Below are 21,798 nucleotides of genomic sequence, written 5' to 3'. Positions count from 1 at the left end.
TTGTCTACTCTGTTCGTTCGCTCGACCGCGCATTATATCTCTTTGCTATTGCAGTCGTTTTCCGCTTAAAGTTCATGTGATGTTCGATCTCGTTTCCCACTACTGGCCGCATATCCTGTTCGTTCTGTCGGGCGTTCTGGGCGCGATTGCCGCCATTCACGCGACGATGACGAAGGACGAGGTACGCACGGCCATCGGCTGGGTAGGCGTGATCGTGCTGTCGCCCATCGTCGGGGCGGTGGTCTATGCCATTGCGGGCGTGAACCGTATCCGGCGGTCGACGCTCACCCACCAGCGCGCCAATATGGGCAAGATCGCGCTCTATCACCTGTCGCATTTCGATACGACGAACGACCTCGTGCGCGCCGCCTTCGGACGCCAGTTCGGGGCGATGAAGATATTGGGCGATGCCGTCAGCCTCTATGATTTCACCAGCGGCAACAGCATCGAGATGCTGGAAACGGGGGACGAAGCCTACGCCGCTATGCTCGACGCGATAAGCAGAGCCGAGCGCAGCATCATGCTGGAAACCTATATTTTCGACCGGGACGCCATTGGCGAAAAATTTGCCGATGCTCTGGGTGATGCGGTCAAGCGCGGTGTGGAAGTGCGGGTGCTGGTCGACGCTGTCGGCGCGCGCTATTCCTTTCCGAGCATCGTGAAGCTTTTGAAGGACAAGGGTGTTGCCGTCGATGTGTTCAACGGCAACATCATCATCGGGTTGCGCCTGCCTTATGCGAACCTGCGCACCCACCGCAAAATTCTCATTGTTGACGGCAAGATCGCCTTTACCGGCGGCATGAATATCAGAGCGGGTTTCGTGCGTGCGATCGCGGGCAAAGCGGTTGCCTTCGATACGCATTTCAAGCTTGAAGGCCCGGCGATTGCCGATCTCTTCCATATTGCATCCGAAGACTGGCGCTTTGCGACCGGCGAACTTCTGACCGGCGAGGCATGGAAGATAGCGCCGCCGGAAAACCCGCCGGGAACGGGAACGCTGGTGCGTGTCGTCGGGTCAGGCCCCGACAAGAATGTGGAAACCAACCAGCGCATGATGATGGGCGCTTTCTCGATTGCCGAGCAGCATATTCTCATCATGACGCCTTATCTTCTGCCGGACCGTGAACTGATCAGCGCGCTGGTGACGGCGGCGCGGCGCGGCGTGTCAGTCGATATCGTCGTGCCGGGCGTCAACAATCTGAAGCTGGTGGATCGCGCCATGCGCGCGCAGTTCGACCAGCTGTTGAAGGATGGTTGCCGCATCTGGCGGGCAGGCGGCGCTTTCAATCATTCGAAACTGATGACCATCGACGGTGCTTGGTCTTATGTCGGATCGTCCAATATTGATCCGCGCTCGCTGCGACTGAATTTCGAGGTCGATCTTGAAATTCTCGACCGCGACGTGGCGCGTCAGGTGGAAGAACGCATCGGCAAGGTGATCGAGGGTAGCCGCGAGGTCAATCTTGCGCGTCTCAAGAACAGGCCATTTCTGGAGCGTCTGCTGGACCGGATTATATGGCTGGGTTCGCCGTATCTCTGAGAATTATCCCGTCCTGCTCGTGAATATTTCCGGGCTGAATTCTTCCAGCAGGTTCGTTGCCGATTTGAGGTCAAGATGCGCCTTGATGGGCAGGTGATCGGATGCCAGGCGCGCCAGTGGCGTGTTGTGCACTTCAACCGATGTGACGAGATTGTGCGGTGCTCCGAGCACGCGATCCAGCGCAAAAACCGGGAACCGCGACGGGAAACTCGGGACTGCTGTGGCGACATGGTTGAATGTCGGCATGAGGGCAGCGAGCGACGAGCGCTTGCCGATGCGCCATTCGTTGAGGTCGCCGATGAGCAGGGTCGGCACCGTATCGGCCTCCTGCAAGGCAGTAAGAATACTTTCGGCCTGCTGCTCACGGGAGCGTTTCAGAAGACCAAGATGCGCGGCGATCACGCGCAGGGGGCCTGCCGGAAACTGTAGGTCCGCAACCAGAGCGCCGCGCGGTTCAACACCGGGAAGCTTGAGCTGCTGCACATTGCGCACCACGCCTTCACGAAACAGAAGCACATTGCCGTGCCAGCCGTGGCCCTTGGGCATTGTCGCGGTAATGGGGACCGGGACGAGCCCATGGCGGCGCTCAAGCAGGCCGAGATCAAGCAGGCCGGAACGCTCGCCGAAACGCCTGTCGGCTTCCTGCAGGGCAATCACATCCGCGTCGATTTCACTGATGACTTCAGCCGTTCGCTGCGGGTTGAACTGTTTGTCGATACCGATGCATTTGTGGACATTGTAGGATGCAATGACGATATCACCGCCGGTAATATTGGCGTTGAGCGGCCTGAAACCCGGCCTGTTCCGGATAGCAGTCAGGATGGACTTCGATATCCGGTTTGGTTCTTTCTTTTTCAGCACCCGTTTTTCACCTGTCAGGTATTCTGTTCTGAAAGACTATGACTATGCCGGAGAAATGAACCGGCGATCAGTCTTTATATAGTCAGATTGTATCTCTGTTTGAATAGCAATTCCCTACACAATCAGGCGATCTCAATATCCGAACGCGGAGGATGTTGGCATAGTTCCCAACCTCATCTTGCAATGAAACGGATCAGCCTGTCAGTGAGGCCGGTATAGGGCGGCTTGATGAGGTCGCTCGGAGCCGGGGCATATTTGGTCAGGACGGGCATTGCCTTGGAAAAGGTCAAAAAACCGTCATGGCCATGATACTGGCCCATACCGCTTGCACCCACCCCGCCGAATGGCAGGCTGCTGCAGGCGAAATGGTAGAGCGTGTCGTTGACGCAGACGCCGCCCGCAACGATACGGCTGAGCATCATTTCAATTTCTGCAGTGTTATCGCTGAAGCAGTAAAGCGCCAGCGGGCGGTCAAGCTTGAGAACAAAGCCGATTGCATCGTCGAGCAGGCGATAGCTGACGATTGGCAGAAGCGGGCCGAAAATCTCCTCTCGCATGATCGTGCTGTCGGCGTCAGGTTCCAGCACGAGCGCAGGCGCCGTTGATCGCGGCTGTTCGGAGCCTGCCGGAAGCTCAATGACGACCTCGCTCCTGTTTGCGGCATCGGCCAGGAGTTCCGACAGTCGCGCTTCCTGAGCATCGTTGATGATCGTCGTGCGGTCTTTTTCCGCTGATGCGCTGCCGTAACGTGCCTGCATTTCGGCACGCAGAAGGTTCACGAATTCGTCGCGCTTGCTGTGATGGATCAGAACATAGTCAGGTGCGATGCAGGTCTGCCCCGCGTTGAAGAATTTTCCTGTCGCGATCGCTCGGGCGGCGCGTTTTAGATTGGCGTTTTCGCTGACGATGGCAGGTGACTTGCCGCCAAGCTCAAGCGTCACCGGGGTCAGGTTTGGTGCCGCCGCCGCCATGATCTTGCGCCCGACAGCAGTGGAGCCGGTGAAAAAGAGATGGTCGAATGGCAGTGATGCAAATTGCGCTGACAGGGAAGCATCGCCAAGCGCCACGGTAACACGATCCTCCGGGAACACATCGGCAAGCATGCTTTGCAGGAATTCGGCTGTGCGCGGTGTGTGTTCGGACGGTTTCAGGAAAACGTGGTTTCCAGCTGCTATCGCCGCGACAAGCGGCGCCAAGGCCAGATTGACCGGATAATTCCACGGCGCGATGATCCCCACCACACCGAGCGGAACATAACGGATTTCGGCCTTGGCTGGCCACATTTTCCAGCCTGCCTTACGGCGTTTCGGTTTCATCCAGCGCTTGAGATTGTGCAGGGCATCATCGATTTCGGCAAAGACGACACTGGCTTCACCGAGCAGGGTTTCGTGCAGCGAGCGATTACCAAAATCCGCGCTGATGGCCTTCGCCATTTCATCCAGTCTTGCTTCGAGCCGCTCGCGCAGGCGCTTCAGGTCGTCCAGACGCTGCTCATAGGCCGGGCGGTCTTCAAGCCATGCGTGACGCAGGCGCTCGAATGAGAGCTGCAATGCCTGTTCTTCAGTCGCCATAGGCAAAATCCTCGGTCGAGCGGGCAAAGAGGAATTGCGCAGCATAATAGGTTGCAAGCACCCATAGACCGTTCAGCGGAATGTCGAGGCTGAAGCGTCCATAGGCAAGCAGCGTGTCGCTTGCCATGAAGAAGAGGCCGCCTGCTGCCGCGAGCCATGCGGCATAGCGCTGTGGCGTTTCCGGCTCGGTGCCGAGCGCGCGGCTCATCGCCTGCGCCGCCATGATGCCGAGCGCTGCGGCATAGATGACGACCGGGATTTTCATCGACGTCGGCAGCGACGACCAAAGGCCTGCTATGATGGCCAAGGCTGCGATGGCAAAAAGGACGAAAACGCCTTTATGCGCGGCAAAGCGCGTATGGCGGCAAAGCGCATAGATATAGGCGCAATGGGTGACGAGAAAGCAGATCAGGCCCGCCATGAAATAATCGCCGGGCAACATCAGGAAAAAGTCCCCGAGTGCTGCAAAAGCCAGGCCAAAGGCGACGGCAAAGCCATAGGATTTCGATTTGGGGCGTTCGGCGCAAAGGACGGCGGCGAGCAGCAGCAGGGTTGCGGTTGGCTTGGTCAGATAGTGCAGCCAGCGCCAGGCGGAATCCTCGCCACTATAGCTCATGAGACTGCCCGCAATGGCGCAGATCGCGCAGAACAGAAACAGGCCGTAAAGCGTTCTGTTTCTCCCGAATTCCAGCAAGCCTTTACGGCGCATATTCGCTCCCCGTTATTATATTTGTAAGCAAATGAATTAGAGCAAAGGACGTCGGATTGTGCCGCCAATTACGAGATCAGCGCAATAGGCACAATTCATAGGGCTGTTGACAAAGCCTTGCCGAAGGGGCGGGTTCTCTACTCCAATGGTTCGGGAAGCCCGGCTGGAATCAGGAAAGGTTCTTACGTCGCTCGATTTCTTCTTCCGATGGGTGGTCCATCGCAAAAGATCCGGTCTTGAGTTCGCCTGAACGCTGATAATTGGCAATGATGACGCCGCTGGGCGATGTGGTGGAGCTGACCAGCTTGAAGGCTGATGGCACGGATTGCCCGTCGAAGAGACGCTTACCTTTGCCAAGGACGACCGGATAGATCAACAGCCGCAACTCATCGACCAGATCGCTGGCAAGTAACTGATGGACCAGTTCGCTGCTGCCCGAGACTGACAGGTCAGGGCCTTCCGTGGCCTTGATAGCTCTCAATGAGGCGATGATATCGTCGCCCAGCAGTTCACTGTTCTGCCAGTTCAGGCTTTCCGGCCTGTGCGTCGCGACATATTTCGTTACATCATTGAACATTCTGGCGATCTCGCCTTCGCCGGATACGAAGCCGGGGTCGTTGGGGTCTGTTACCTGATGCGGCCAGTGGGCAGCAAAAATATCGTAGGTGCGTCTGCCCAAAAGCAGGTCGAACGGCTTGGAAAAGCTTTCACCCATGGCTCCGGCAACCACATCGTCCCAATAGGGCACTGTCCAGCCGCCATATTCGAATTGGCCGGTACGATCCTCCTCCGGCCCACCCGGCGCCTGCATCACGCCGTCGAGGCTCAGGAACGTTCCAACAATGATCCGTCGCATGATTTTCCTCCCAGAAAGCCCGCCACGCGGGGCCTACCTTACAAGGTAGGGGCGGATCAGGATAGATGCGGACTGTCAGGAGGTATTTCTGCCGCCTTGCGTCTCTTGCGCTCTAGGAACGATGCCAGATCGTCGCTTTGTTTTTCTGCCAGCCGTTTCGGTGCAGCAGGGGTGAGTCGTCATCAGCCAGCGGCCAGCCGATGCACAGATAGAGGCTGAAGCGCCAGCTGGGCGGAGTCTTGAAAAGCGTTTCCATTGCATGTGGATCGAGAATGGAAACCATACCGACGCCAAGCCCGAGCGATCTTGCCGCCAGATTGAGATTCTGGACCGCCATCGCCGTGCTGTGCTCCAGCGTAATGGCCATGGATTGTCTGCCGAGGCCTTGCCCTTCGACGGGCGCAGTCTCGGTAAAAATGGCAAGCTGCACTGGAGCAACGCGGATGCCTTCCAGTTTCAAATCGCGGTAATGCTCCGCGCGCGAGCCTTCATAGATTTGTGCGGCCGACCGGTTGGCTTCCAGAAAGTTGTCGTGCACCGCTGCACGTATTGCAGCAGTTTCAACTGAAATCACGCGCCAGGGGCGGGCATTGCCGACGGAGGGAGCATAATCCATCGCTTCGTGCAAAGCATCGATGATTCCGCCGTCTATGGCTCTATCGCTGAAGTGACGGACATCGCGCCGCCATTTCAGCAATTCGAAGAAAGCGTCGCGTTCTGAGGGAGAAAACTGCATCGACTGCCAAATCTGTTGGTCGGATTAACCGGCTTGAAGCTTGATCCTGTCGGGACGACAATCCAGAAACAAAAAAGCCCGCTTGCGCGGGCTTTTTGGGGTGCTTCTGGACCTTGGTAGTGGTCTGAAGACTTGGAAATGGTGCCCAGAAGAGGACTCGAACCTCCACGCCCTTGCGAGCGCCAGCACCTGAAGCTGGTGCGTCTACCAATTCCGCCATCTGGGCGACGAGGACCCATCTAAGGGGTCGACCTGTCTCTGTCAATCGCGTTTTCGACATTCAGCCAGCTTTTTTTCAGCCAATGCTTTTTTCGCGTTGAAATGAGGGACGGGCGCGCTGACGCGCCCGACGAATTCACAGCCAAACAGCTATCAGGCTTCGAGAATTTCCTTCGAAGCGACAGTCGAATCGGCATTGAGCCGATAAACGACCGGAACACCGGTGTTGAGTTCCTGCTTGAGAATCTGTTCCGGTGTCAGACCATCGAGCGCCATGATCAGTGCGCGGAGCGAATTGCCGTGGGCTGCAACCAGAACGGTTTCGCCGCGCAGCACGTGTGGCTGCACCGTGTGCAGATAGTACGGCCAAACGCGCGCGCCGGTATCCTTCAGGCTTTCGCCGCCCGGAGGCGGGACGTCGTAGGAACGGCGCCAGATATGGACCTGTTCCTCGCCCCACTTGGCGCGGGCATCATCCTTGTTGAGGCCGGACAGATCGCCATAGTCGCGCTCGTTCAGGGCCTGATCGCGGATCGTCTTGAGATCAGACTGACCGAGCTGGTCCAGAATGTGCTGGCAGGTCACCTGCGCACGCGACAGCGCAGACGTATAGGCGATGTCGAACTTCAGACCGGCAGCTTTCAGGCGCTGGCCTGCGGCCTTCGCCTCGGCATGGCCCTGTTCGGTCAGGCCCGGATCGCGCCATCCGGTGAAGAGGTTCTTGAGGTTCCACTCGCTTTGACCGTGGCGGACCAGGACGAGAGTACGAGACATATGCGACGCTCCGTTAGAGAGCGCATCCCGAAAAGTGTGAAGCGGTTTTCGGATAAGATGCGCGATAAGACAAAACTCTGGAGAGCTGATCTGAACAGGTCGGATCGGCGCTCCGGTGGAAACGATCAGTCGTTCAGCCCGAGAACATCGAGCATCGAATAGAGACCGGGCTTTTTGCCATGGGCCCAGAGTGCGGCCTTGATGGCACCGCGTGCGAACACCGACCGGTCTTCGGCATGATGGGAAAGAACGACGCGTTCACCGGGACCAGCCAGAATCACCGAATGATCGCCGATAACCGAACCGCCGCGCAATGTTGCAAAGCCGATGGAGCCGGTTTCGCGCGGGCCGGTATAACCGTCACGCACGCGCACGCTGTTTTCCGCCAATGCAATGTCGCGCCCCTTCGCTGCCGCTTCGCCGAGAAGCAGCGCGGTGCCGGACGGTGCATCGACCTTGTGCTTGTGGTGCATCTCGAGAATTTCGATGTCGAAATCCGCAGGATCGAGCGCTTGCGCTGCTTTCTGCACCAGAACGGACAGAAGATTGACGCCGAGGCTCATATTGCCGGATTTGACGATGGTTGCATGGCGGGCGGCGGCGCGGATTTTCTCGTCGTCTTCAGCCGAGCAGCCCGTCGTGCCGATGACGTGCACGATGCGCGCTTGCGCAGCAAGCCCTGCAAATTCCACGCTTGCCGCAGGGCTTGTGAAGTCGAGGACGCCGTGCGCCTTGGCAAAGACCGGTAACGGATCGTCGGTGATTGTCACGCCGAGCGGGCCAATGCCGGTGACTTCGCCCGCATCCCTGCCGAGAAGTGGAGAGCTGGAGCGTTCGATGGCACCGACCAGTTTCGCGCCTTCGATGGTCTGGATGGTCCGGATCAATGTCTGGCCCATGCGTCCGCCAGCGCCGACGACGACGAGGCCCACTTCGCTGTTCTGCGTTTCTCCGCTCATCGGGGTTCTCCTGTCCGCAATTCTTCTGCCGTTTTTTCGGTGATGATATCGCCGTTGCCGCTCTGCAATTGATAAAAGCGGGCATAAACGCCGTTCTGGATGCCGATCAGATCGTCGTGACGCCCTTCTTCCACCACACGACCAGCTTCCATCACCACGATGCGATTTGCATTGACCACCGTGGAAAGCCGATGGGCAATCACGATTGTGGTGCGGTTCTGCATGATGCCTTCCAGCGCTTGCTGGACCCGCTTCTCCGATTCGTTGTCGAGGGCGGAAGTCGCTTCGTCGAGCAGGAGAACCGGCGCATTGCGCACGATGGCGCGAGCGATCGAGACGCGCTGGCGCTGGCCGCCAGAAAGCGTCACGCCGTTTTCGCCGACCGGCGTGTCGTAGCCCTGCGGCTGTTGCAGGATGAATTCATGCGCATGGGCAAGTTTCGCCGCCTCGATGATTTCCTCATCCGCCGCGTCCGGGCGGCCATAGCGGATATTGTCGGCAATGGTGCCTTCAAACAGATAGGGCTGCTGCGAGACATAGGCGATGGCATGGCGCAGCGACCGTTTCTTGACCTGTGCGATATCCTGTCCGTCGAACAGGATCTTGCCGCTGTCGAGATCGTAGAAGCGCTGGACAAGATTGATGAGCGTCGATTTGCCCGCGCCCGAAGCGCCCACCACGGCAGTGGTTTCTCCCGCCTTGGCGACGAAGCTGACGCCGTGAAGCACCGGGGCGGTCTCGTTATAGGAGAAATAGATATCCTCGAAGCGGATTTCGCCAGGACCGGCTTTCAGTTCCACAGCGTTTGGAAGATCGCGCTGGCGCGGCTCTATATCCAGCACTTCATAGATCATGCGCGCATTGACGAGCGCCTTTTCCAGCCCGACCTGAAGGCGGGCGAGGCGGCGAGCCGGGTCATAGGCAAGCAGCATTGCGGTGATGAAGGCAAAGGTTGCGCCGGGCGGTTGTTGTTCGAGAATGGCGCGGTAGCCGCTATAGGCCAGCACGCCGGAGACGGCAAAACCTGCCAGCATTTCGGAAATGGGCGTCGTGCGCTCGGAGACCTTGGCGATCTTGTTGCTACGGCCTTCGGACTGGTCGATGAGCTTGCCGATCTTGGCGCGCAACTGGTCTTCCATCGTAAAGGCCTTGACGATGGCAATGCCCTGAATCGATTCCTGCATCGCGCCCAGCAGATGGGAATTGAGATGCACGAGATCACGGGTGACAGAGCGAATGCGGCGCGAAATATAGGCAACGGCGAGAATAAGCGGCGGTCCGATCAGGAAAATCGCAACGGACAGAACCGGATCCATGTAGAACATCATGCCGACGAGACCGACGAGCGAGATGAAATCGCGCGCGATCGACGAAATCGTCATGTTGAGCAGATCGCGAATGCCGGAAACGTTCTGATTGATCTGCGCTGCCAGATGACCGGAACGGGTGTCGTTATAGAAATCGAGACCGAGCTTCATCAGATGGTCGAAAATGCGCTTTTGGTAGCGCGCGACCAGATTGTTGCCGATCTTGGCCAGTTCCACAGCCTGTATATAGCCGGAAATGCCACGCAATACGAAGATGGCCAGCAATGTGCCACAAATGACCCAGACCAGAGCGAGATTTTGCTCATAGAAGATCTTGTCGATCATCGGCTTCATCATATAGGCCAGTGCGCCATTCGATCCGCCGACGATGAGCGATGCCAGAATGGCGATAATGTAGTTCTTTTTATATTCGCGGATGTTTTCCGACATCATGCGCCGGATTACGCGGGTGGCTTCGCCCGTATCGATCTTCTTGTTTTTCTTCTTAAATAGACTCACGTGCAAAAGCGCTTTTTGTCTCTTAGCCCTCCGGCAGGTCCGGCGGCTATCGTTGAAAAATACGACTTCCCATACGGAAACGCTGCACTGAAAAAGCCATCGGCAATTTCAGTGCAGCGTTTCTATAACGTTATCCGTGCGGCTTGACCATCCTCAAGCTTTGCCGGTCAGAGCGGGATGTTTTTAAGCTGAACCATCATCCCGCTCTAAGTTTTTGTTTGAGCATGATTTTACCCGAAGACCGGTTCCCACTTTTCGGAATCATGCTCTAATGCGCCAGCGGCGTCCTTCGGTCGAAACTTCGAAACGGGCGGGGGCCTGCGCAAAGGCGGAAAGCCCTGTGAGGGCTGCAAGCTGGTGCGTGATCACGCGGACAGGAATGTCGCGCATGATGGCCTTGTGCGGGGCTTTGTCTTCGAATGCTTCGCGAAAAGCGCCGGACTTGAGCGCAGAAAGGATGCGCTGCGGAATGCCGCCGGAAAGATAGACACCGCCATGCGCCATGAAGATCAGCGCCAGATCGCCTGCAACGCGTCCGAGATAGGTGACGAACAGATGCAGGGTTTCTTCCGCCTGCGCATTGCTGCCATCGAGCCCTGTTGAAGTGATGTCGGCAGGTGTTTCCAGCGTTGGCGTCACCTTGTCGGCGGCGCATATGGCAAGATAGAGATTGCGCAGGCCGCGGCCGCACAGGATCTGTTCGCCAGCGACGCGGCCGTCGATGCGCTCGATATGCGGGAAGACCTGATAATCGCGTTCAGTGCGTGGGCCGATATCGATATGGCCGCCTTCGCCAGGCACCGGCACCCATGCATGGCGTGTGCGGACAAGACCGGCAACGCCAAGCCCCGTGCCCGGTCCGAGTACGACGCGGGTGGCAATCACTTCTTCCGGCTTGCCGCCAATCTGTTCCAGATGATCGCTGCCGAGAGACACGACGGCAAGCGCCTGCGCCTCGAAATCGTTCAGCACGGTCACGTCCTCGAAACCGAGATCGGCGATCATCTTCTTCGGACGCACGACCCAGTCGCAATTGGTGAGGTCGATTTCGTCACCGTCGACGGGGCCGGCCACGGCGAGAATTGCGGAGCGTGGCCGGATCGAAGTGTGATCAAGAATGGCGCTCTGTATCGCCTCATCGATGGTTGCATAATCCGCTGTCTGGAGAACGGGAAATTCCTTCGGCTCTGCATTGGAATCCACCAAGATAGCAAAGCGGGCATTGGTGCCGCCGATATCGCCGACGAGTACTGGAAACCGGAACCCCTGTTCGACCAGCTCTATCTCTTTGTTTTCATGCATGTTTTTGTCCCAAAGCCGGTTCCCACTTTTGGGAGACATGCTGTACTTCGCCAGCATGCCCTCTCCCTGGTCATGTCTCCCGCCCGCGGTGGTCTTCCGCGGGCGAGCCTGTCTTGTGCAGGATTAGAGCGCGTTTCGATCTGATTGGATCAGATCGCGCTCTAATCATTTGTTTTTACGCGCATCTTTTCCGAAAACCGTTTCACACTTTTCGGGATGCGCTTTAATCAAGCGCTTTGATCAGTTTTTCCGCTGTCGCGCGATTGAGCGCCATTGGAATATCGTAGACGCTGCCAAGGCGTGTCAGCGCCTTCACATCGACATCGTGCGGAAGCGGGGACAGCGGATCGATGAAGAAGATGAGCACTTCCACCGTGCCTTCCGCAATCATCGCGCCGATCTGCTGGTCTCCGCCGAGCGGCCCACTTTTCACACGCTGAATGCTGAGTGAAGGGCAGGCATCCAGAATGAGGCTGCCGGTCGTCCCCGTCGCCACGATGTCAAAGCGGGCCAAAGCCTGCTCATGCGCTTTGGCGAAGGCGACCATGTCATCCTTCTTCTGGTCGTGGGCGATCAATGCGATGCGCAGGCGTTCCGTCATGAATGAGCAACCTTACGAGTTGATAACCTTGTCATTAGCATTCTAAATCGTTTTAAATCTATAGCGAAGTGCCAAAGACCTGAAAAGCGCTAAAAGCCTTTACTGCACGCCGTAGGTGACATCCGCAACCGAATTCGGCGCAGGGCCGTTGAGGACGGCGGCACAGGCCTTCGGCAGATCGGAAACCATCACCGGACGCGGCTTTTTTGGCGGTTCCTTCGACGGCTTTGCGGGCTTCCATGGCTCGTCGGTGAACCACCAGGCGAGCGACTTGTCACAACCGTCGCCAGCAGCCACTTTCGGCTGTCCCTTGCATTGAGGCGAACCGGGCTGGCAGGTCAGGCGCACGTGGAAATGGTAGAAGTGCCCCCAATAGGGGCGAACCTTGCCGAGCCAGCTTCGGTCGCCCGTCACTGTGTCGCAAAGCTGCTTCTTGATGCCCGGATGCACGAAGATGCGCTCGACTTCCGGATAGCTTGCGGCATGCTTGATGAGGGCCGTGCGGGCGGGGGTCCATTTTTTCGGGTCCACATAAAGCGAATCCGGTTTCAGCATCGAAACGGCGGAAACGCTTTCGCGTTCGGCATCGGAAAACCGCTTTTTCGGCATCGGTGTCAGCCAGATATCGGCATCGAGGCCGACCTGATGCGAGGCATGACCGGTGAGCATCGGGCCGCCGCGCGGCTGTGAGATGTCACCGACGAGCAGGCCGGGCCAGCCGTCCTGTGCTGCATCGCGGGACAGTTTCTCCAGAAGACCGATCATGCGCGGATGACCCCAGCGGCGGTTGCGCGAAAGGCGCATGACCTGCCAGTTCGGTCCGTCCGTCGGCAATGCCACCGCCCCGGCAAGGCATCCTTTGGCATAAAAGCCGATGGATTGTGGCTGCTGCGTCAGCACAGGAAGCCTTTCACCGCCGAAAGCCTGTTTGGCCGGCATGTCTTCCGCCATGGCCATTGGCGCGAAGTCGGGCGCGATCATTGCGGCCAGCGAGGCTGCGAGAATGATCTTCTTCAATCTGTTTGCGATCATGGGGCAGTTCCATGTTTTGCCTACAGCATCGGCCCGAAAATCGATTACGATTTTCGGAAAGTACGATGCGTAGATTCGATCGGTTAGAGCATCCTTTGTGCGTCCATATGGACGCACGGCGCTCTAGGGGCTGCGGCTGCGAATCAAGACAACCGGATTGCGGGCATTATGCGGTGTCCACGGCAGGGCTTCAATGGCGGTCGACAGTTTGTGCTGCCGACCGCCATTTCCCTCAGCTCTTTCGTAGCCTTGCAAGCATGGCCAGAACCAGCAACGGCATGAAGGTGCAGAAGGTGATCAATGGCCAGGCAGTATCGCCAGGCAGGAAAATGACCAGTGCGGTTCCTGCGAGACTGACGATCAGGCTCTGAACACAGAAATAGACTGCGACCGCCATGCCCGCATTGTCGTCAAAAGCTGCAAGCGCACCATTCGCCGTCATCGATGCGGTGAGAACGATCCCGACAGCGGCAAGCCACATCGGGACGATGAGGCTTGTGAATGATGGTTGCAGCAGTGTCTCGCCCGCCAGAAGCAGGAGTGCGCTGGCAAGGAGCACGACCATGCCAAGGGCCACGCTTGTACGGGCACCCCATTTCTGCGTCTGGCGCGGCAGGATGCGCGTGGCGGCGATCATGACGCCGGCAACGCTTGCGAAAGCAAGGCTGAATCCTGTTTCGCCGAAGCCGCTGCGTTCGATCAGAATGCGCGGTGCGGTAGAAAAGAATACGAAGAACGTGCCCATCGCCGTGGCAAAGCCGAGCGTGTAGGTCCAGAAGCGGAAATCCTTTATGATCCGCCCCAGACTGCCGGCGTTTGGCGCATCGCCGGTCGGTCGTGTCTCGTGCCAGTGGCGCAAGGCGCGCCATGTTGCGATGAGACCGAACAGGCCCAGCAATGCGAAGATTGTCCGCCATCCGAAACCCTTTGCAATCAGTGCACCGGCAATCGGGCCAAGCGCAGGAACGAAGGAAAGCATGGCGCTGAAAAGGCCGTAGATCGTCGCGCCTTCGGGACGTGTCGCATAGACGTCGCGCACCGTTGCGAAAGTGGCGACAAGTGCCGCCGAGGCGCCCGTTGCCTGTACGAAGCGAAGCGCCACGAATAGCGCGGCATTGTCGGTAATCGCCAGCGCGAAGGACGAAAGGGCGAAAACCAATCCGCCACCAAGCAAGATGGGCCTGCGTCCGAAGCGGTCCGACAACGGGCCGAACAGCAGTTGCCCGACACCCAGCATCACCATGTAGAGGCTGAGCGTCAGCTGCACCATGGCGGGTGTCGTTTGCAGGATGGCGGGCATGGACGGCACGACCGGCAGGTAGATGTCCATGGCCAGCGAGGCGAGAATGTCGAAAGGGGCCATCAGCGCGAGCGCAAATGGCAGGGAGTAACTCCAGCGTGGAGTTTGTTTGTTATCAAAAGGCATGACGAAGCATCCGCTCGAGAAAGAATTCGGGCGGCGATCTGCCTGCTTTACAACGCGTGTCTTATCCGAAAATCGTTACACACTTTTCGGGATGCGCTTTAAGGGAAATTGGTCCGGGGCAGATGCCGCAACAGGTCGGAAAGGCTGTTGCGGCTTATCTGGTTGCGAGTTCGGTGCTGCTCATTCTGTTTTGTCCCGGTTCGATTACGGATGCATTTTTAACAGCCGCATCTGAACAATGCAAATCAGTGCCAGCTATCGTCGCGCCACATGGCCGAAAAGGCGGTCTCGTAGTCGGGATAGGCAAATTCATAGCCGAGATCCCTGATGCGCTGGTTGGAGACACGCTTGTTCTCGCCATAGAAGGAGCGCGCCATCGGCGTCATGTCGGCTTCCGCGAAGGGGACTTCCGGCGGCGGCGTCACGCCCATCAGTTCGGCTGCATAGGTGACGACATCCTGTGGTGGGCTTGGTTCATTGTCGGTGATATTGAAGATGCCGCCCGTGTTGGTTCCTGCCAGAAAACGCAGGCTACCGGCGATGTCATCGACGTGGATGCGGTTGAAGACCTGATTGTCTTTGATGATGCGCCGTGCAGTACCGCGTTCCAGATTAATGAAGGCGTTGCGGCCCGGCCCGTAAATGCCGGAAAGACGCAAGATTGCGAGCGGCGTTCCGTGCCGTTCGCTCAATTGTCCCCATGCTTCTTCGGCTTCCACCCGCTCCAGACTGCGGCGGGACGCAGGCTTGCAGGGAGCAGTCTCGTCCACCCATTGGCCCTGATGGTCGCCATAGACGCCGACCGTCGACAGATAGCCGATCCAGCGAATGGTGTTGTCGGGGCGACGAAGCGCTTCTTCTACAACGGCGACCGCCGGGTCGCCGCTTTCGCCGGGCGAAATCGAAACGACAACATGGGTCGATTGGGCAAGCCGGTCCAGAAGGTCGGGCGAAGGTGTTTCACCGTCAAAGAGCATCGGCTTTATGCCCGCCTTTTCAAGGAGCGGGAATTTCTGCTCGTGCCGCGTTGTCCCGTCGATGCGTTCCGCCTCACCTGTCATCCTTTGAGCAAAGGCTTGGGCAGAATAACCGGCTCCGAACAGAAAAACGCGCATCAAACTTCCTCCATAGAGCGCCGTGCGCCCGTTGGGACGCACATAGGACACTCTAATCCATTGAATCTACGCATCGTGTTTTCCGAAAATCGCTTCCGATTTTCGGGTCGATGCGGTGGTCCACTCTGCTTGCACCGTAGCATCCTCTTCCGATGAGGCCAGACGTTTCTGCATTTCAGCCACACGGTCGGGATTGGCCAATTGCTTCAAGGCCCATATAGCTGCCCCGCGCACGACAGGCGCTTCGTCTTCCAGCAGTCGTTCGACATCTGGCAGAAGCGTTTTATCACCGGAATTACCGGTGGCGATCAGCACATTGCGGAGGAAGCGGTCGCGCCCGATCCGTTTCACCGGGGAACCCGAAAACAAAGTGCGGAACGCGGGATCATCCAGCGTCAACAGGTCGGCCAGACGCAGCGCTTTCAGATCGTCGCGGGCTTTCAGCTTCATTTCGCTGGTTGCCTGCGCAAACTTGTTCCAAGGGCAGACGGAAAGGCAGTCATCGCAGCCATAGATGCGGTTGCCCATCGCCTTGCGGAATTCGTGCGGGATCGGCCCCTTGTTCTCGATGGTGAGATAGGAAATGCAGCGCCTTGCGTCGATGCGATAGGGCGAGGGGAAGGCCTTGGTCGGACAAGCGTCGAGGCAGGCGCGGCAGGAGCCGCAATGGTCGCGGTCAGGCTTGTCGGGCGGAATTTCCGCCGTTGTGAAGATGGAGCCGAGGAACAGCCATGATCCAAGCTCACGGCTTACCAGATTGGTGTGCTTGCCCTGCCAGCCGAGCCCCGCGGCCTCAGCCAGCGGCTTTTCCATGACGGGCGCGGTGTCGACGAAGACTTTGACATCCTGTCCGGCGCGCGCGGCAAAACGGCTCGCCACATGCTTGAGCTTGCCCTTGATGATGTCATGATAGTCGCGGTTTTGCGCGTAGACCGATATGGCCGCGCGATCCTGTTGCTCCAGAATGGCGAGCGGGTTGGCATCCGGCCCGTAATTCATCGCCAGCATCATGATGGAACGGACTTCCGGCCACAGCACGCTTGGATCGCTGCGGCGCGCCTCGGTTTCCTCCATCCATTCCATGTCGGCGTGGTGGCCATCGGCAATATATTGGCGCAGCCGTTCGGGCGCTTGCGGAATTGCATCCGGCGTGGTGAAGGCGACGGCATCGAAACCAACCGCCTTCGCCTCTTCGATCAGGAAGCGCTTCAGCTTTTCGGTTTTCGAACTAGAAGTCGAGGTCGCCATAATGGGCCACCGGGGCAAGCCCGCGCACGCGGTCAGAAAGTAATGGGCGGAAGGCCGGGCGCGATTTCATGCGTGCATACCAGTCACGCGCTGCTTTGGTTTCGCCCCACTCGATTTCGCCGAGATAGTCTAGCACGGAAATGCATGCTGCCGCAGCCATGTCGGCATAGCTTGGATGCGCGCCACCCAGCCAGTCGCGGGTCGCGGCCAGCCAGTCGATATATTTCATGTGCTGGCGGATATTGGTGCGGGCGGCGCGGATAGCGGTCGAATCCGGCGCGCTACCGCCCATTTCGGCTGCCATCTGCAGCTTGAACACACGTTCGCGCGCGATGTGGCGTGTGACTTCATTTTCGAATTTCAGCAGAAACCAGTCAACGAGGCGGCGCACTTCGGCGCGCTCCATCGGGCTTTCCGGCAGAAGGCGGCGGCTGCGTTTCAAGGCGCCACGGGTTTCGTCCAGATATTCGGCAATCACCGTCGCGCCGACGACCGGAAGGTCATTTTCAGCCAGAAGAACGGGCAGGGTGCCCGCCGGGTTCAGCGCCAGAAATTCTTTGCGACGTGACCACGGTCGTTCCTCGATCAACTCCGCTTCAACGCCATACTCGCCGAGGATGAGCCGCACATAGCGCGAACCCGAAGACATGGGATGATGAAAAAGCGTAAGCATGATCGACGCGATACTCTCGACTGAAGCTTGAATTGAACGTCCGGAGATAGCACGGCGGCTGGCGTTTGCGCATGCAGCAGGCTATTCCTGCTACCGAGCGATTCGACGCCGCCTCAACGGAATATAAAGTCTATAAGGGCTATGTCTGCGTGAGACAAGCAATCGCTGGAAGTGCTCGTTTTTGCCTCGGCAACCGCAATCGCGGCCCGGTCTTGCTGCCATCATGGTGCCCAATATTCTAAGGTGCTGACTTCATGGATGTTTTTAATCTGCTGGAAGCCGCGTTTCTCGGTCTTATCGAAGGCTTGACCGAATTTATCCCGGTTTCCTCCACCGGGCATTTGCTGCTGATCGGCCATTTTCTTGGTTTTGAATCCACAGGAAAAACCTTCGAGGTTCTGATCCAGCTTGGTGCCATTCTGGCCATCTTGACTGTCTATTCGGCAAAACTTCTGAAAATCCTGACCGATTTTCCCCGCGATGCCCGCACGCGGCGCTTCGTCTTCGGCATTCTGGTTGCCTTCCTGCCCGCTGCTGTCATCGGCGCGCTGGCGCACGGCTTCATCAAAAGCGTGCTGTTTGAAACGCCGATGCTTGTCTGCATCATGCTCATCATCGGCGGTTTCATCCTGCTCTGGGTGGACCAGCTCAATCTGCGTCCGCGCTATCATGATGTGATGGATTATCCGCTGCCCATGTGCCTCGCCATCGGCTTCATCCAGTGCCTGGCCATGATACCAGGCGTGTCGCGCTCCGGCTCCACCATTGTCGGCTCGCTTCTGCTGGGGGCCGACAAGCGCTCGGCGGCGGAGTTTTCGTTCTTCCTCGCTATGCCGACCATGGCAGGCGCTTTTGCCTATGACCTCTACAAGAGCCGCAATATCCTGTCGCTCAACGACGGTGCGCTGATCGGGGTCGGCTTCGTAATGGCTTTCATCTCGGGCGTTTTCGTCGTGCGCTATCTGCTTGACTATGTGTCCCGCCACGGCTTCAAGCTGTTCGGCTGGTGGCGCCTGATCGTCGGATCGGTGGGGTTGGCTGCGCTTCTCGTCTGGGGATGAACGTCGTCAAATTCAGACAAAGCTCGGCGTATAAAAAATCGGGCAAAAGAAAAGGGGCCTTTCGGCCCCTTGTTCATTTTCCGATGAGCGGAATGTCTCACGCAAAACCGGTTTTGGTGTACTGGCCGGCAACGCGGTAGCGCCACAGATAGGATGGCAGTACGGCGTCAACGCCTTCCGGCGTGATGCCCATGCCTTCCAGCGTGCGGCCTTCCTTGATCGCCTTTTCGGAAACGACATTGTCGAATTTCAACAGCGTCACCTGATCGTTGGTGAGCATCGGGTTCGGCAGCAGGCCGAGGATCGATGCCTGCAAACGGGCAACCCACCAAGGCATGGAAATGATGAGGCGCTTGCGGGCGATAACGCCGAGCATGTCCTTCATCCAGTTCTTGAACGGCTGCACATCCGGGCCGCCGAGTTCATAGACGCCACCCGGCATCAGCTTGCCATCGACGGCGCGGGCGACGGCTTCCGCAACATCACCGACATAGACCGGCTGGAGCTTCGTTTCGCCGCCGCCGATAGCTGGCAGGAACGGCGAGAAGCGCGCCATGTTGGCGAAGCGGTTGAAGAAGCGGTCTTCAGGGCCGAAAATGATCGAGGGGCGCAGGATGACGCTTTCCGGCAGAACGGAAAGAACGGCGTTTTCGCCTTCGCCCTTGGTGCGTGCGTAATCCGATGGCGAATTGACGTCGGCTGCGAGCGAGGACAGATGCGTCATGCGAATGCCTGCGGCCTTGGCGGCTTCGGCGATGTTCTTCGCGCCCAGCACCTGAACGGTGTTGAAACGCTGGCGACCGCTTTCAGCAAGGATGCCGACGAGGTTCACGACATGGTCGGAACCCTTGACGACATGTTCGACCGAAGCGCGGTTGCGGACATTGGCCTGCACCATCTGAATCTGGCCGACATTGCCGAGCGGAGCCATGTAATAGGCAACTTCCGGCTTGCGCACGGCAACGCGCACGCGATAGCCGCGCTTGGTGAGACTTGCGACGACCGCGCGCCCGACAAAGCCGGAGCCGCCGAAAACGGTGACCAGTTTCGGCCTGTTGTGGACTTCGTTCGGTTCGGTCTTCATCCTAAACTCCTGCATGAAAGCCAGCTGCGCCGCTTGCAATGAGCGGCGACAATGCGTCTATATTGCCGGTGATTTATCGCCTTTTGGCCACAAGGCAAAGGGGACTTGTTGTCACGATCATGATAGCAGGACTTTTTCCCATGTTCGTTTTTTTGTTTCAACGTGAACTTATCCGAAAACCGCTTTGAGATTCCGCTTCTTGCTGTTAAATCGCGCGCATGAGCACACCACTTGACCATATTCGCAATTTTTCGATCGTCGCCCATATCGACCACGGCAAATCGACGCTGGCCGACCGCCTCATTCAGTTGACCGGCGGGCTGGACACGCGCGAGATGAAGGATCAGGTTCTCGACTCGATGGATATCGAGCGCGAGCGCGGCATCACCATCAAGGCGCAGACCGTCCGTCTCAGCTACAAGGCGAAGAACGGCGAAGATTATGTGCTGAACCTGATCGACACGCCCGGACACGTCGACTTCGCCTATGAAGTCTCGCGCTCGCTGGCCGCGTGCGAAGGTTCGCTTCTGGTGGTGGACGCCTCTCAGGGCGTGGAAGCGCAGACGCTGGCCAATGTCTATCAGGCCATCGACAACAATCATGAAATCGTGGTCGTGCTGAACAAGATCGACCTGCCCGCTGCCGAGCCTGAGCGCGTCAAGCAGCAGATCGAGGAAGTGATTGGCATCGATGCCGCGCAGGCCGTGCATATTTCGGCCAAGACCGGCATCGGCATCGAGGATGTGCTGGAAGCCATCGTCACCCAGTTGCCCGCGCCGAAGGAAGGCGACCGCAATGCGCCGCTCAAGGCCATGCTGGTCGATAGCTGGTATGACAGCTATCTCGGCGTTATCGTTCTGGTGCGCATCATTGATGGCGTTCTGAAAAAGGGCCAGACCATCCGCATGATGGGCACGGGCGCGAAATATCCGGTGGAACGCACCGGCGTGTTCACGCCGAAGATGGTTCAGGTGGACGAACTCGGTCCCGGCGAGCTTGGCTTCATCACCGCTTCGATCAAGGAAGTGGCCGACACCCGCGTCGGCGATACGATCACCGAAGATCGCCGCCCGACGAACAAGATGCTGTCTGGCTTCAAGCCCGCGCAGCCGGTCGTGTTCTGCGGCCTGTTCCCGGTCGATGCGGCGGATTTCGAGGACCTGCGCGCTGCCATGGGCAAGCTGCGCCTCAACGATGCGTCGTTCTCGTTCGAAATGGAAACCTCCGCTGCGCTCGGCTTCGGCTTCCGCTGTGGTTTCCTTGGTCTTCTGCATCTGGAAATCATTCAGGAACGTCTTGAGCGCGAGTTCAATCTCGACCTCATCACGACCGCGCCTTCGGTTGTCTATCGCCTGAACATGCAGGACGGTTCGCAGAAAGAGCTGCACAACCCGGCCGATATGCCGGATGTGGTGAAGATCAATGCGATTGAAGAACCTTGGATTCGTGCGACTATCATGACGCCGGATGATTATCTCGGCGCGATCATGAAGCTCTGCCAGGAGCGCCGTGGTCTGCAGATTGATCTGACCTATGTTGGTCCCCGCGCCATGATCACCTATGATCTGCCGCTCAACGAGGTGGTGTTCGATTTCTACGATCGCCTGAAGTCGATCTCGAAGGGCTATGCTTCGTTCGACTACAATCTTTCGGATTACCGTGAGGGCGATCTGGTCAAGATGTCGATCCTTGTGAACGAGGAGCCGGTCGACGCGCTTTCGATGCTGGTTCACCGCTCGGCGGCGGAAAAGCGTGGCCGCGCGCTGTGCGAAAAGCTGAAGGAGCTGATCCCGCAGCACATGTTCAAGATTCCGATCCAGGCAGCGATTGGCGGTCGTATCGTAGCACGCGAGACCATCTCGGCGCTGCGCAAGGACGTGACGGCCAAGTGCTATGGTGGTGACGTGACGCGTAAGCGCAAACTTCTGGAAAAGCAGAAGGAAGGCAAGAAGCGCATGCGCCAGTTCGGCAAGGTCGAAATCCCGCAGGAGGCCTTCATTCAGGCGCTCAAGATGGGCGATGATTGATCATTTGGTGATCTGTTGAATACTGTCTTGGATTGGGCGCTTCGGCGCCCCTTCTTTTTGAACTTTGACGATGCCAATTTCGTCCTCATCCTGAGGAGCCTCCTGAGCTTGCGAAGGAGGCGTCTCGAAGGACGAGGGCGACAGCGCTCCCCTCAGCCCTTCGAGACGGCTCCCATGA

19 protein-coding genes and 1 tRNA gene are annotated in these 21,798 nt (G+C 58.1%); 3 read left to right on the top strand and 17 right to left on the bottom strand.

Annotated elements, in window-relative coordinates:
• The first annotated feature begins 79 nt into the window (after positions 1–79).
• Positions 80–1,540, top strand: coding sequence for a cardiolipin synthase (gene cls / locus AC1RHM_RS05215; protein WP_010659389.1), 1,461 nt, complete (start codon positions 80–82; stop codon positions 1,538–1,540).
• Between the two features lie 3 nt (positions 1,541–1,543).
• Here the strand turns inward: cls and AC1RHM_RS05210 are convergent, their stop codons facing one another.
• From AC1RHM_RS05210 to AC1RHM_RS05135, 16 genes are all read right to left on the bottom strand, one after another.
• Entirely contained in the window at positions 1,544–2,401 is an 858-nt protein-coding gene (locus AC1RHM_RS05210) for an endonuclease/exonuclease/phosphatase family protein (RefSeq protein WP_010659390.1), read from the bottom strand.
• Positions 2,402–2,574: 173 nt separating this feature from the next.
• Entirely contained in the window at positions 2,575–3,972 is a 1,398-nt protein-coding gene (locus AC1RHM_RS05205; RefSeq protein ID WP_010659391.1) for a coniferyl aldehyde dehydrogenase, read from the bottom strand.
• Positions 3,962–4,681 (bottom strand): lysoplasmalogenase, encoded by a 720-nt coding sequence (locus AC1RHM_RS05200; protein WP_029376033.1) that lies wholly within the window; start codon positions 4,679–4,681, stop codon positions 3,962–3,964. Before AC1RHM_RS05200 ends, AC1RHM_RS05205 begins: the two co-directional genes overlap by 11 nt.
• Positions 4,682–4,850: 169 nt before the next feature.
• Positions 4,851–5,537, bottom strand: coding sequence for a dihydrofolate reductase family protein (locus AC1RHM_RS05195; RefSeq protein WP_010659393.1), 687 nt, complete (start codon positions 5,535–5,537; stop codon positions 4,851–4,853).
• 112 nt (positions 5,538–5,649) lie between these two features.
• A complete protein-coding gene (gene bluB, locus AC1RHM_RS05190; protein ID WP_010659394.1) occupies positions 5,650–6,273 on the bottom strand; it encodes a 5,6-dimethylbenzimidazole synthase in 624 nt (207 codons plus the stop codon).
• Between the two features lie 139 nt (positions 6,274–6,412).
• A tRNA-Leu gene (locus tag AC1RHM_RS05185) sits at positions 6,413–6,499 on the bottom strand.
• A gap of 146 nt (positions 6,500–6,645) precedes the next feature.
• Positions 6,646–7,266, bottom strand: a complete 621-nt coding sequence (locus AC1RHM_RS05180) for a 2,3-bisphosphoglycerate-dependent phosphoglycerate mutase (protein WP_010659395.1) — start codon at positions 7,264–7,266, stop codon at positions 6,646–6,648.
• Positions 7,267–7,391: 125 nt separating this feature from the next.
• A complete protein-coding gene (dapB, locus tag AC1RHM_RS05175) occupies positions 7,392–8,225 on the bottom strand; it encodes a 4-hydroxy-tetrahydrodipicolinate reductase (protein WP_010659396.1) in 834 nt (277 codons plus the stop codon).
• Positions 8,222–10,051 carry an ABC transporter ATP-binding protein gene (locus AC1RHM_RS05170; RefSeq protein WP_010659397.1) on the bottom strand — a complete coding sequence of 610 codons (1,830 nt, stop codon included), beginning with the start codon at positions 10,049–10,051 and terminating at the stop codon, positions 8,222–8,224. The genes dapB and AC1RHM_RS05170 overlap by 4 nt, the downstream gene beginning before the upstream one ends.
• Positions 10,052–10,312: 261 nt before the next feature.
• Positions 10,313–11,353, bottom strand: coding sequence for a glucokinase (locus AC1RHM_RS05165; RefSeq protein ID WP_010659398.1), 1,041 nt, complete (start codon positions 11,351–11,353; stop codon positions 10,313–10,315).
• A gap of 223 nt (positions 11,354–11,576) precedes the next feature.
• On the bottom strand, positions 11,577–11,954 hold the full coding sequence (locus AC1RHM_RS05160; RefSeq protein WP_010659399.1) for a methylglyoxal synthase: 378 nt from the start codon (positions 11,952–11,954) through the stop codon (positions 11,577–11,579).
• Between the two features lie 99 nt (positions 11,955–12,053).
• Entirely contained in the window at positions 12,054–12,986 is a 933-nt protein-coding gene (mepA, locus tag AC1RHM_RS05155; RefSeq protein ID WP_071632555.1) for a penicillin-insensitive murein endopeptidase, read from the bottom strand.
• Between the two features lie 232 nt (positions 12,987–13,218).
• Positions 13,219–14,412: a CmlA/FloR family chloramphenicol efflux MFS transporter gene (gene cml, locus AC1RHM_RS05150; protein ID WP_010659401.1), complete on the bottom strand. Its 1,194-nt coding sequence runs from the start codon at positions 14,410–14,412 to the stop codon at positions 13,219–13,221.
• 245 nt (positions 14,413–14,657) lie between these two features.
• A complete protein-coding gene (locus AC1RHM_RS05145) occupies positions 14,658–15,527 on the bottom strand; it encodes an SDR family oxidoreductase (RefSeq protein WP_010659402.1) in 870 nt (289 codons plus the stop codon).
• Between the two features lie 66 nt (positions 15,528–15,593).
• Positions 15,594–16,775 carry a tRNA epoxyqueuosine(34) reductase QueG gene (queG, locus tag AC1RHM_RS05140; protein WP_010659403.1) on the bottom strand — a complete coding sequence of 394 codons (1,182 nt, stop codon included), beginning with the start codon at positions 16,773–16,775 and terminating at the stop codon, positions 15,594–15,596.
• On the bottom strand, positions 16,756–17,448 hold the full coding sequence (locus tag AC1RHM_RS05135; protein WP_010659404.1) for a glutathione S-transferase family protein: 693 nt from the start codon (positions 17,446–17,448) through the stop codon (positions 16,756–16,758). Before AC1RHM_RS05135 ends, queG begins: the two co-directional genes overlap by 20 nt.
• A gap of 254 nt (positions 17,449–17,702) precedes the next feature.
• On the opposite strand from AC1RHM_RS05135, the gene AC1RHM_RS05130 reads away from it, so the two are divergent.
• On the top strand, positions 17,703–18,509 hold the full coding sequence (locus AC1RHM_RS05130; protein ID WP_010659405.1) for an undecaprenyl-diphosphate phosphatase: 807 nt from the start codon (positions 17,703–17,705) through the stop codon (positions 18,507–18,509).
• A 97-nt stretch (positions 18,510–18,606) separates the two neighbouring features.
• Here AC1RHM_RS05130 and AC1RHM_RS05125 read toward each other — a convergent pair whose 3' ends face one another.
• A complete protein-coding gene (locus tag AC1RHM_RS05125; protein WP_029929346.1) occupies positions 18,607–19,593 on the bottom strand; it encodes a complex I NDUFA9 subunit family protein in 987 nt (328 codons plus the stop codon).
• A gap of 218 nt (positions 19,594–19,811) precedes the next feature.
• On the opposite strand from AC1RHM_RS05125, the gene lepA reads away from it, so the two are divergent.
• Complete coding sequence (gene lepA, locus AC1RHM_RS05120) at positions 19,812–21,620, top strand: translation elongation factor 4 (RefSeq protein ID WP_010659407.1); 1,809 nt, start codon at positions 19,812–19,814, stop codon at positions 21,618–21,620.
• Positions 21,621–21,798 lie beyond the last annotated feature (178 nt).

Source organism: Brucella sp. GW823-FHT04E01, assembly GCF_058796175.1.
This window is presented reverse-complemented; position numbering and strand designations above follow the sequence as displayed.

What these genes read in the sequence shown, in the direction of transcription:
- AC1RHM_RS05165 (WP_010659398.1), bottom strand. Translation starts at nt 11,353, where the DNA reads ATGCATGAAAACAAAGAGATAGAGCTGGTCGAACAGGGGTTCCGGTTT.
- bluB (WP_010659394.1), bottom strand. Translation starts at nt 6,273, where the DNA reads ATGCAGTTTTCTCCCTCAGAACGCGACGCTTTCTTCGAATTGCTGAAA.
- cml (WP_010659401.1), bottom strand. Translation starts at nt 14,412, where the DNA reads ATGCCTTTTGATAACAAACAAACTCCACGCTGGAGTTACTCCCTGCCA.
- AC1RHM_RS05160 (WP_010659399.1), bottom strand. Translation starts at nt 11,954, where the DNA reads ATGACGGAACGCCTGCGCATCGCATTGATCGCCCACGACCAGAAGAAG.
- AC1RHM_RS05195 (WP_010659393.1), bottom strand. Translation starts at nt 5,537, where the DNA reads ATGCGACGGATCATTGTTGGAACGTTCCTGAGCCTCGACGGCGTGATG.
- lepA (WP_010659407.1), top strand. Translation starts at nt 19,812, where the DNA reads ATGAGCACACCACTTGACCATATTCGCAATTTTTCGATCGTCGCCCAT.
- AC1RHM_RS05205 (WP_010659391.1), bottom strand. Translation starts at nt 3,972, where the DNA reads ATGGCGACTGAAGAACAGGCATTGCAGCTCTCATTCGAGCGCCTGCGT.
- AC1RHM_RS05145 (WP_010659402.1), bottom strand. Translation starts at nt 15,527, where the DNA reads ATGCGCGTTTTTCTGTTCGGAGCCGGTTATTCTGCCCAAGCCTTTGCT.
- queG (WP_010659403.1), bottom strand. Translation starts at nt 16,775, where the DNA reads ATGGCGACCTCGACTTCTAGTTCGAAAACCGAAAAGCTGAAGCGCTTC.
- AC1RHM_RS05135 (WP_010659404.1), bottom strand. Translation starts at nt 17,448, where the DNA reads ATGCTTACGCTTTTTCATCATCCCATGTCTTCGGGTTCGCGCTATGTG.
- dapB (WP_010659396.1), bottom strand. Translation starts at nt 8,225, where the DNA reads ATGAGCGGAGAAACGCAGAACAGCGAAGTGGGCCTCGTCGTCGTCGGC.
- AC1RHM_RS05125 (WP_029929346.1), bottom strand. Translation starts at nt 19,593, where the DNA reads ATGAAGACCGAACCGAACGAAGTCCACAACAGGCCGAAACTGGTCACC.
- mepA (WP_071632555.1), bottom strand. Translation starts at nt 12,986, where the DNA reads ATGATCGCAAACAGATTGAAGAAGATCATTCTCGCAGCCTCGCTGGCC.
- AC1RHM_RS05200 (WP_029376033.1), bottom strand. Translation starts at nt 4,681, where the DNA reads ATGCGCCGTAAAGGCTTGCTGGAATTCGGGAGAAACAGAACGCTTTAC.
- AC1RHM_RS05130 (WP_010659405.1), top strand. Translation starts at nt 17,703, where the DNA reads ATGGATGTTTTTAATCTGCTGGAAGCCGCGTTTCTCGGTCTTATCGAA.
- cls (WP_010659389.1), top strand. Translation starts at nt 80, where the DNA reads ATGTTCGATCTCGTTTCCCACTACTGGCCGCATATCCTGTTCGTTCTG.
- AC1RHM_RS05180 (WP_010659395.1), bottom strand. Translation starts at nt 7,266, where the DNA reads ATGTCTCGTACTCTCGTCCTGGTCCGCCACGGTCAAAGCGAGTGGAAC.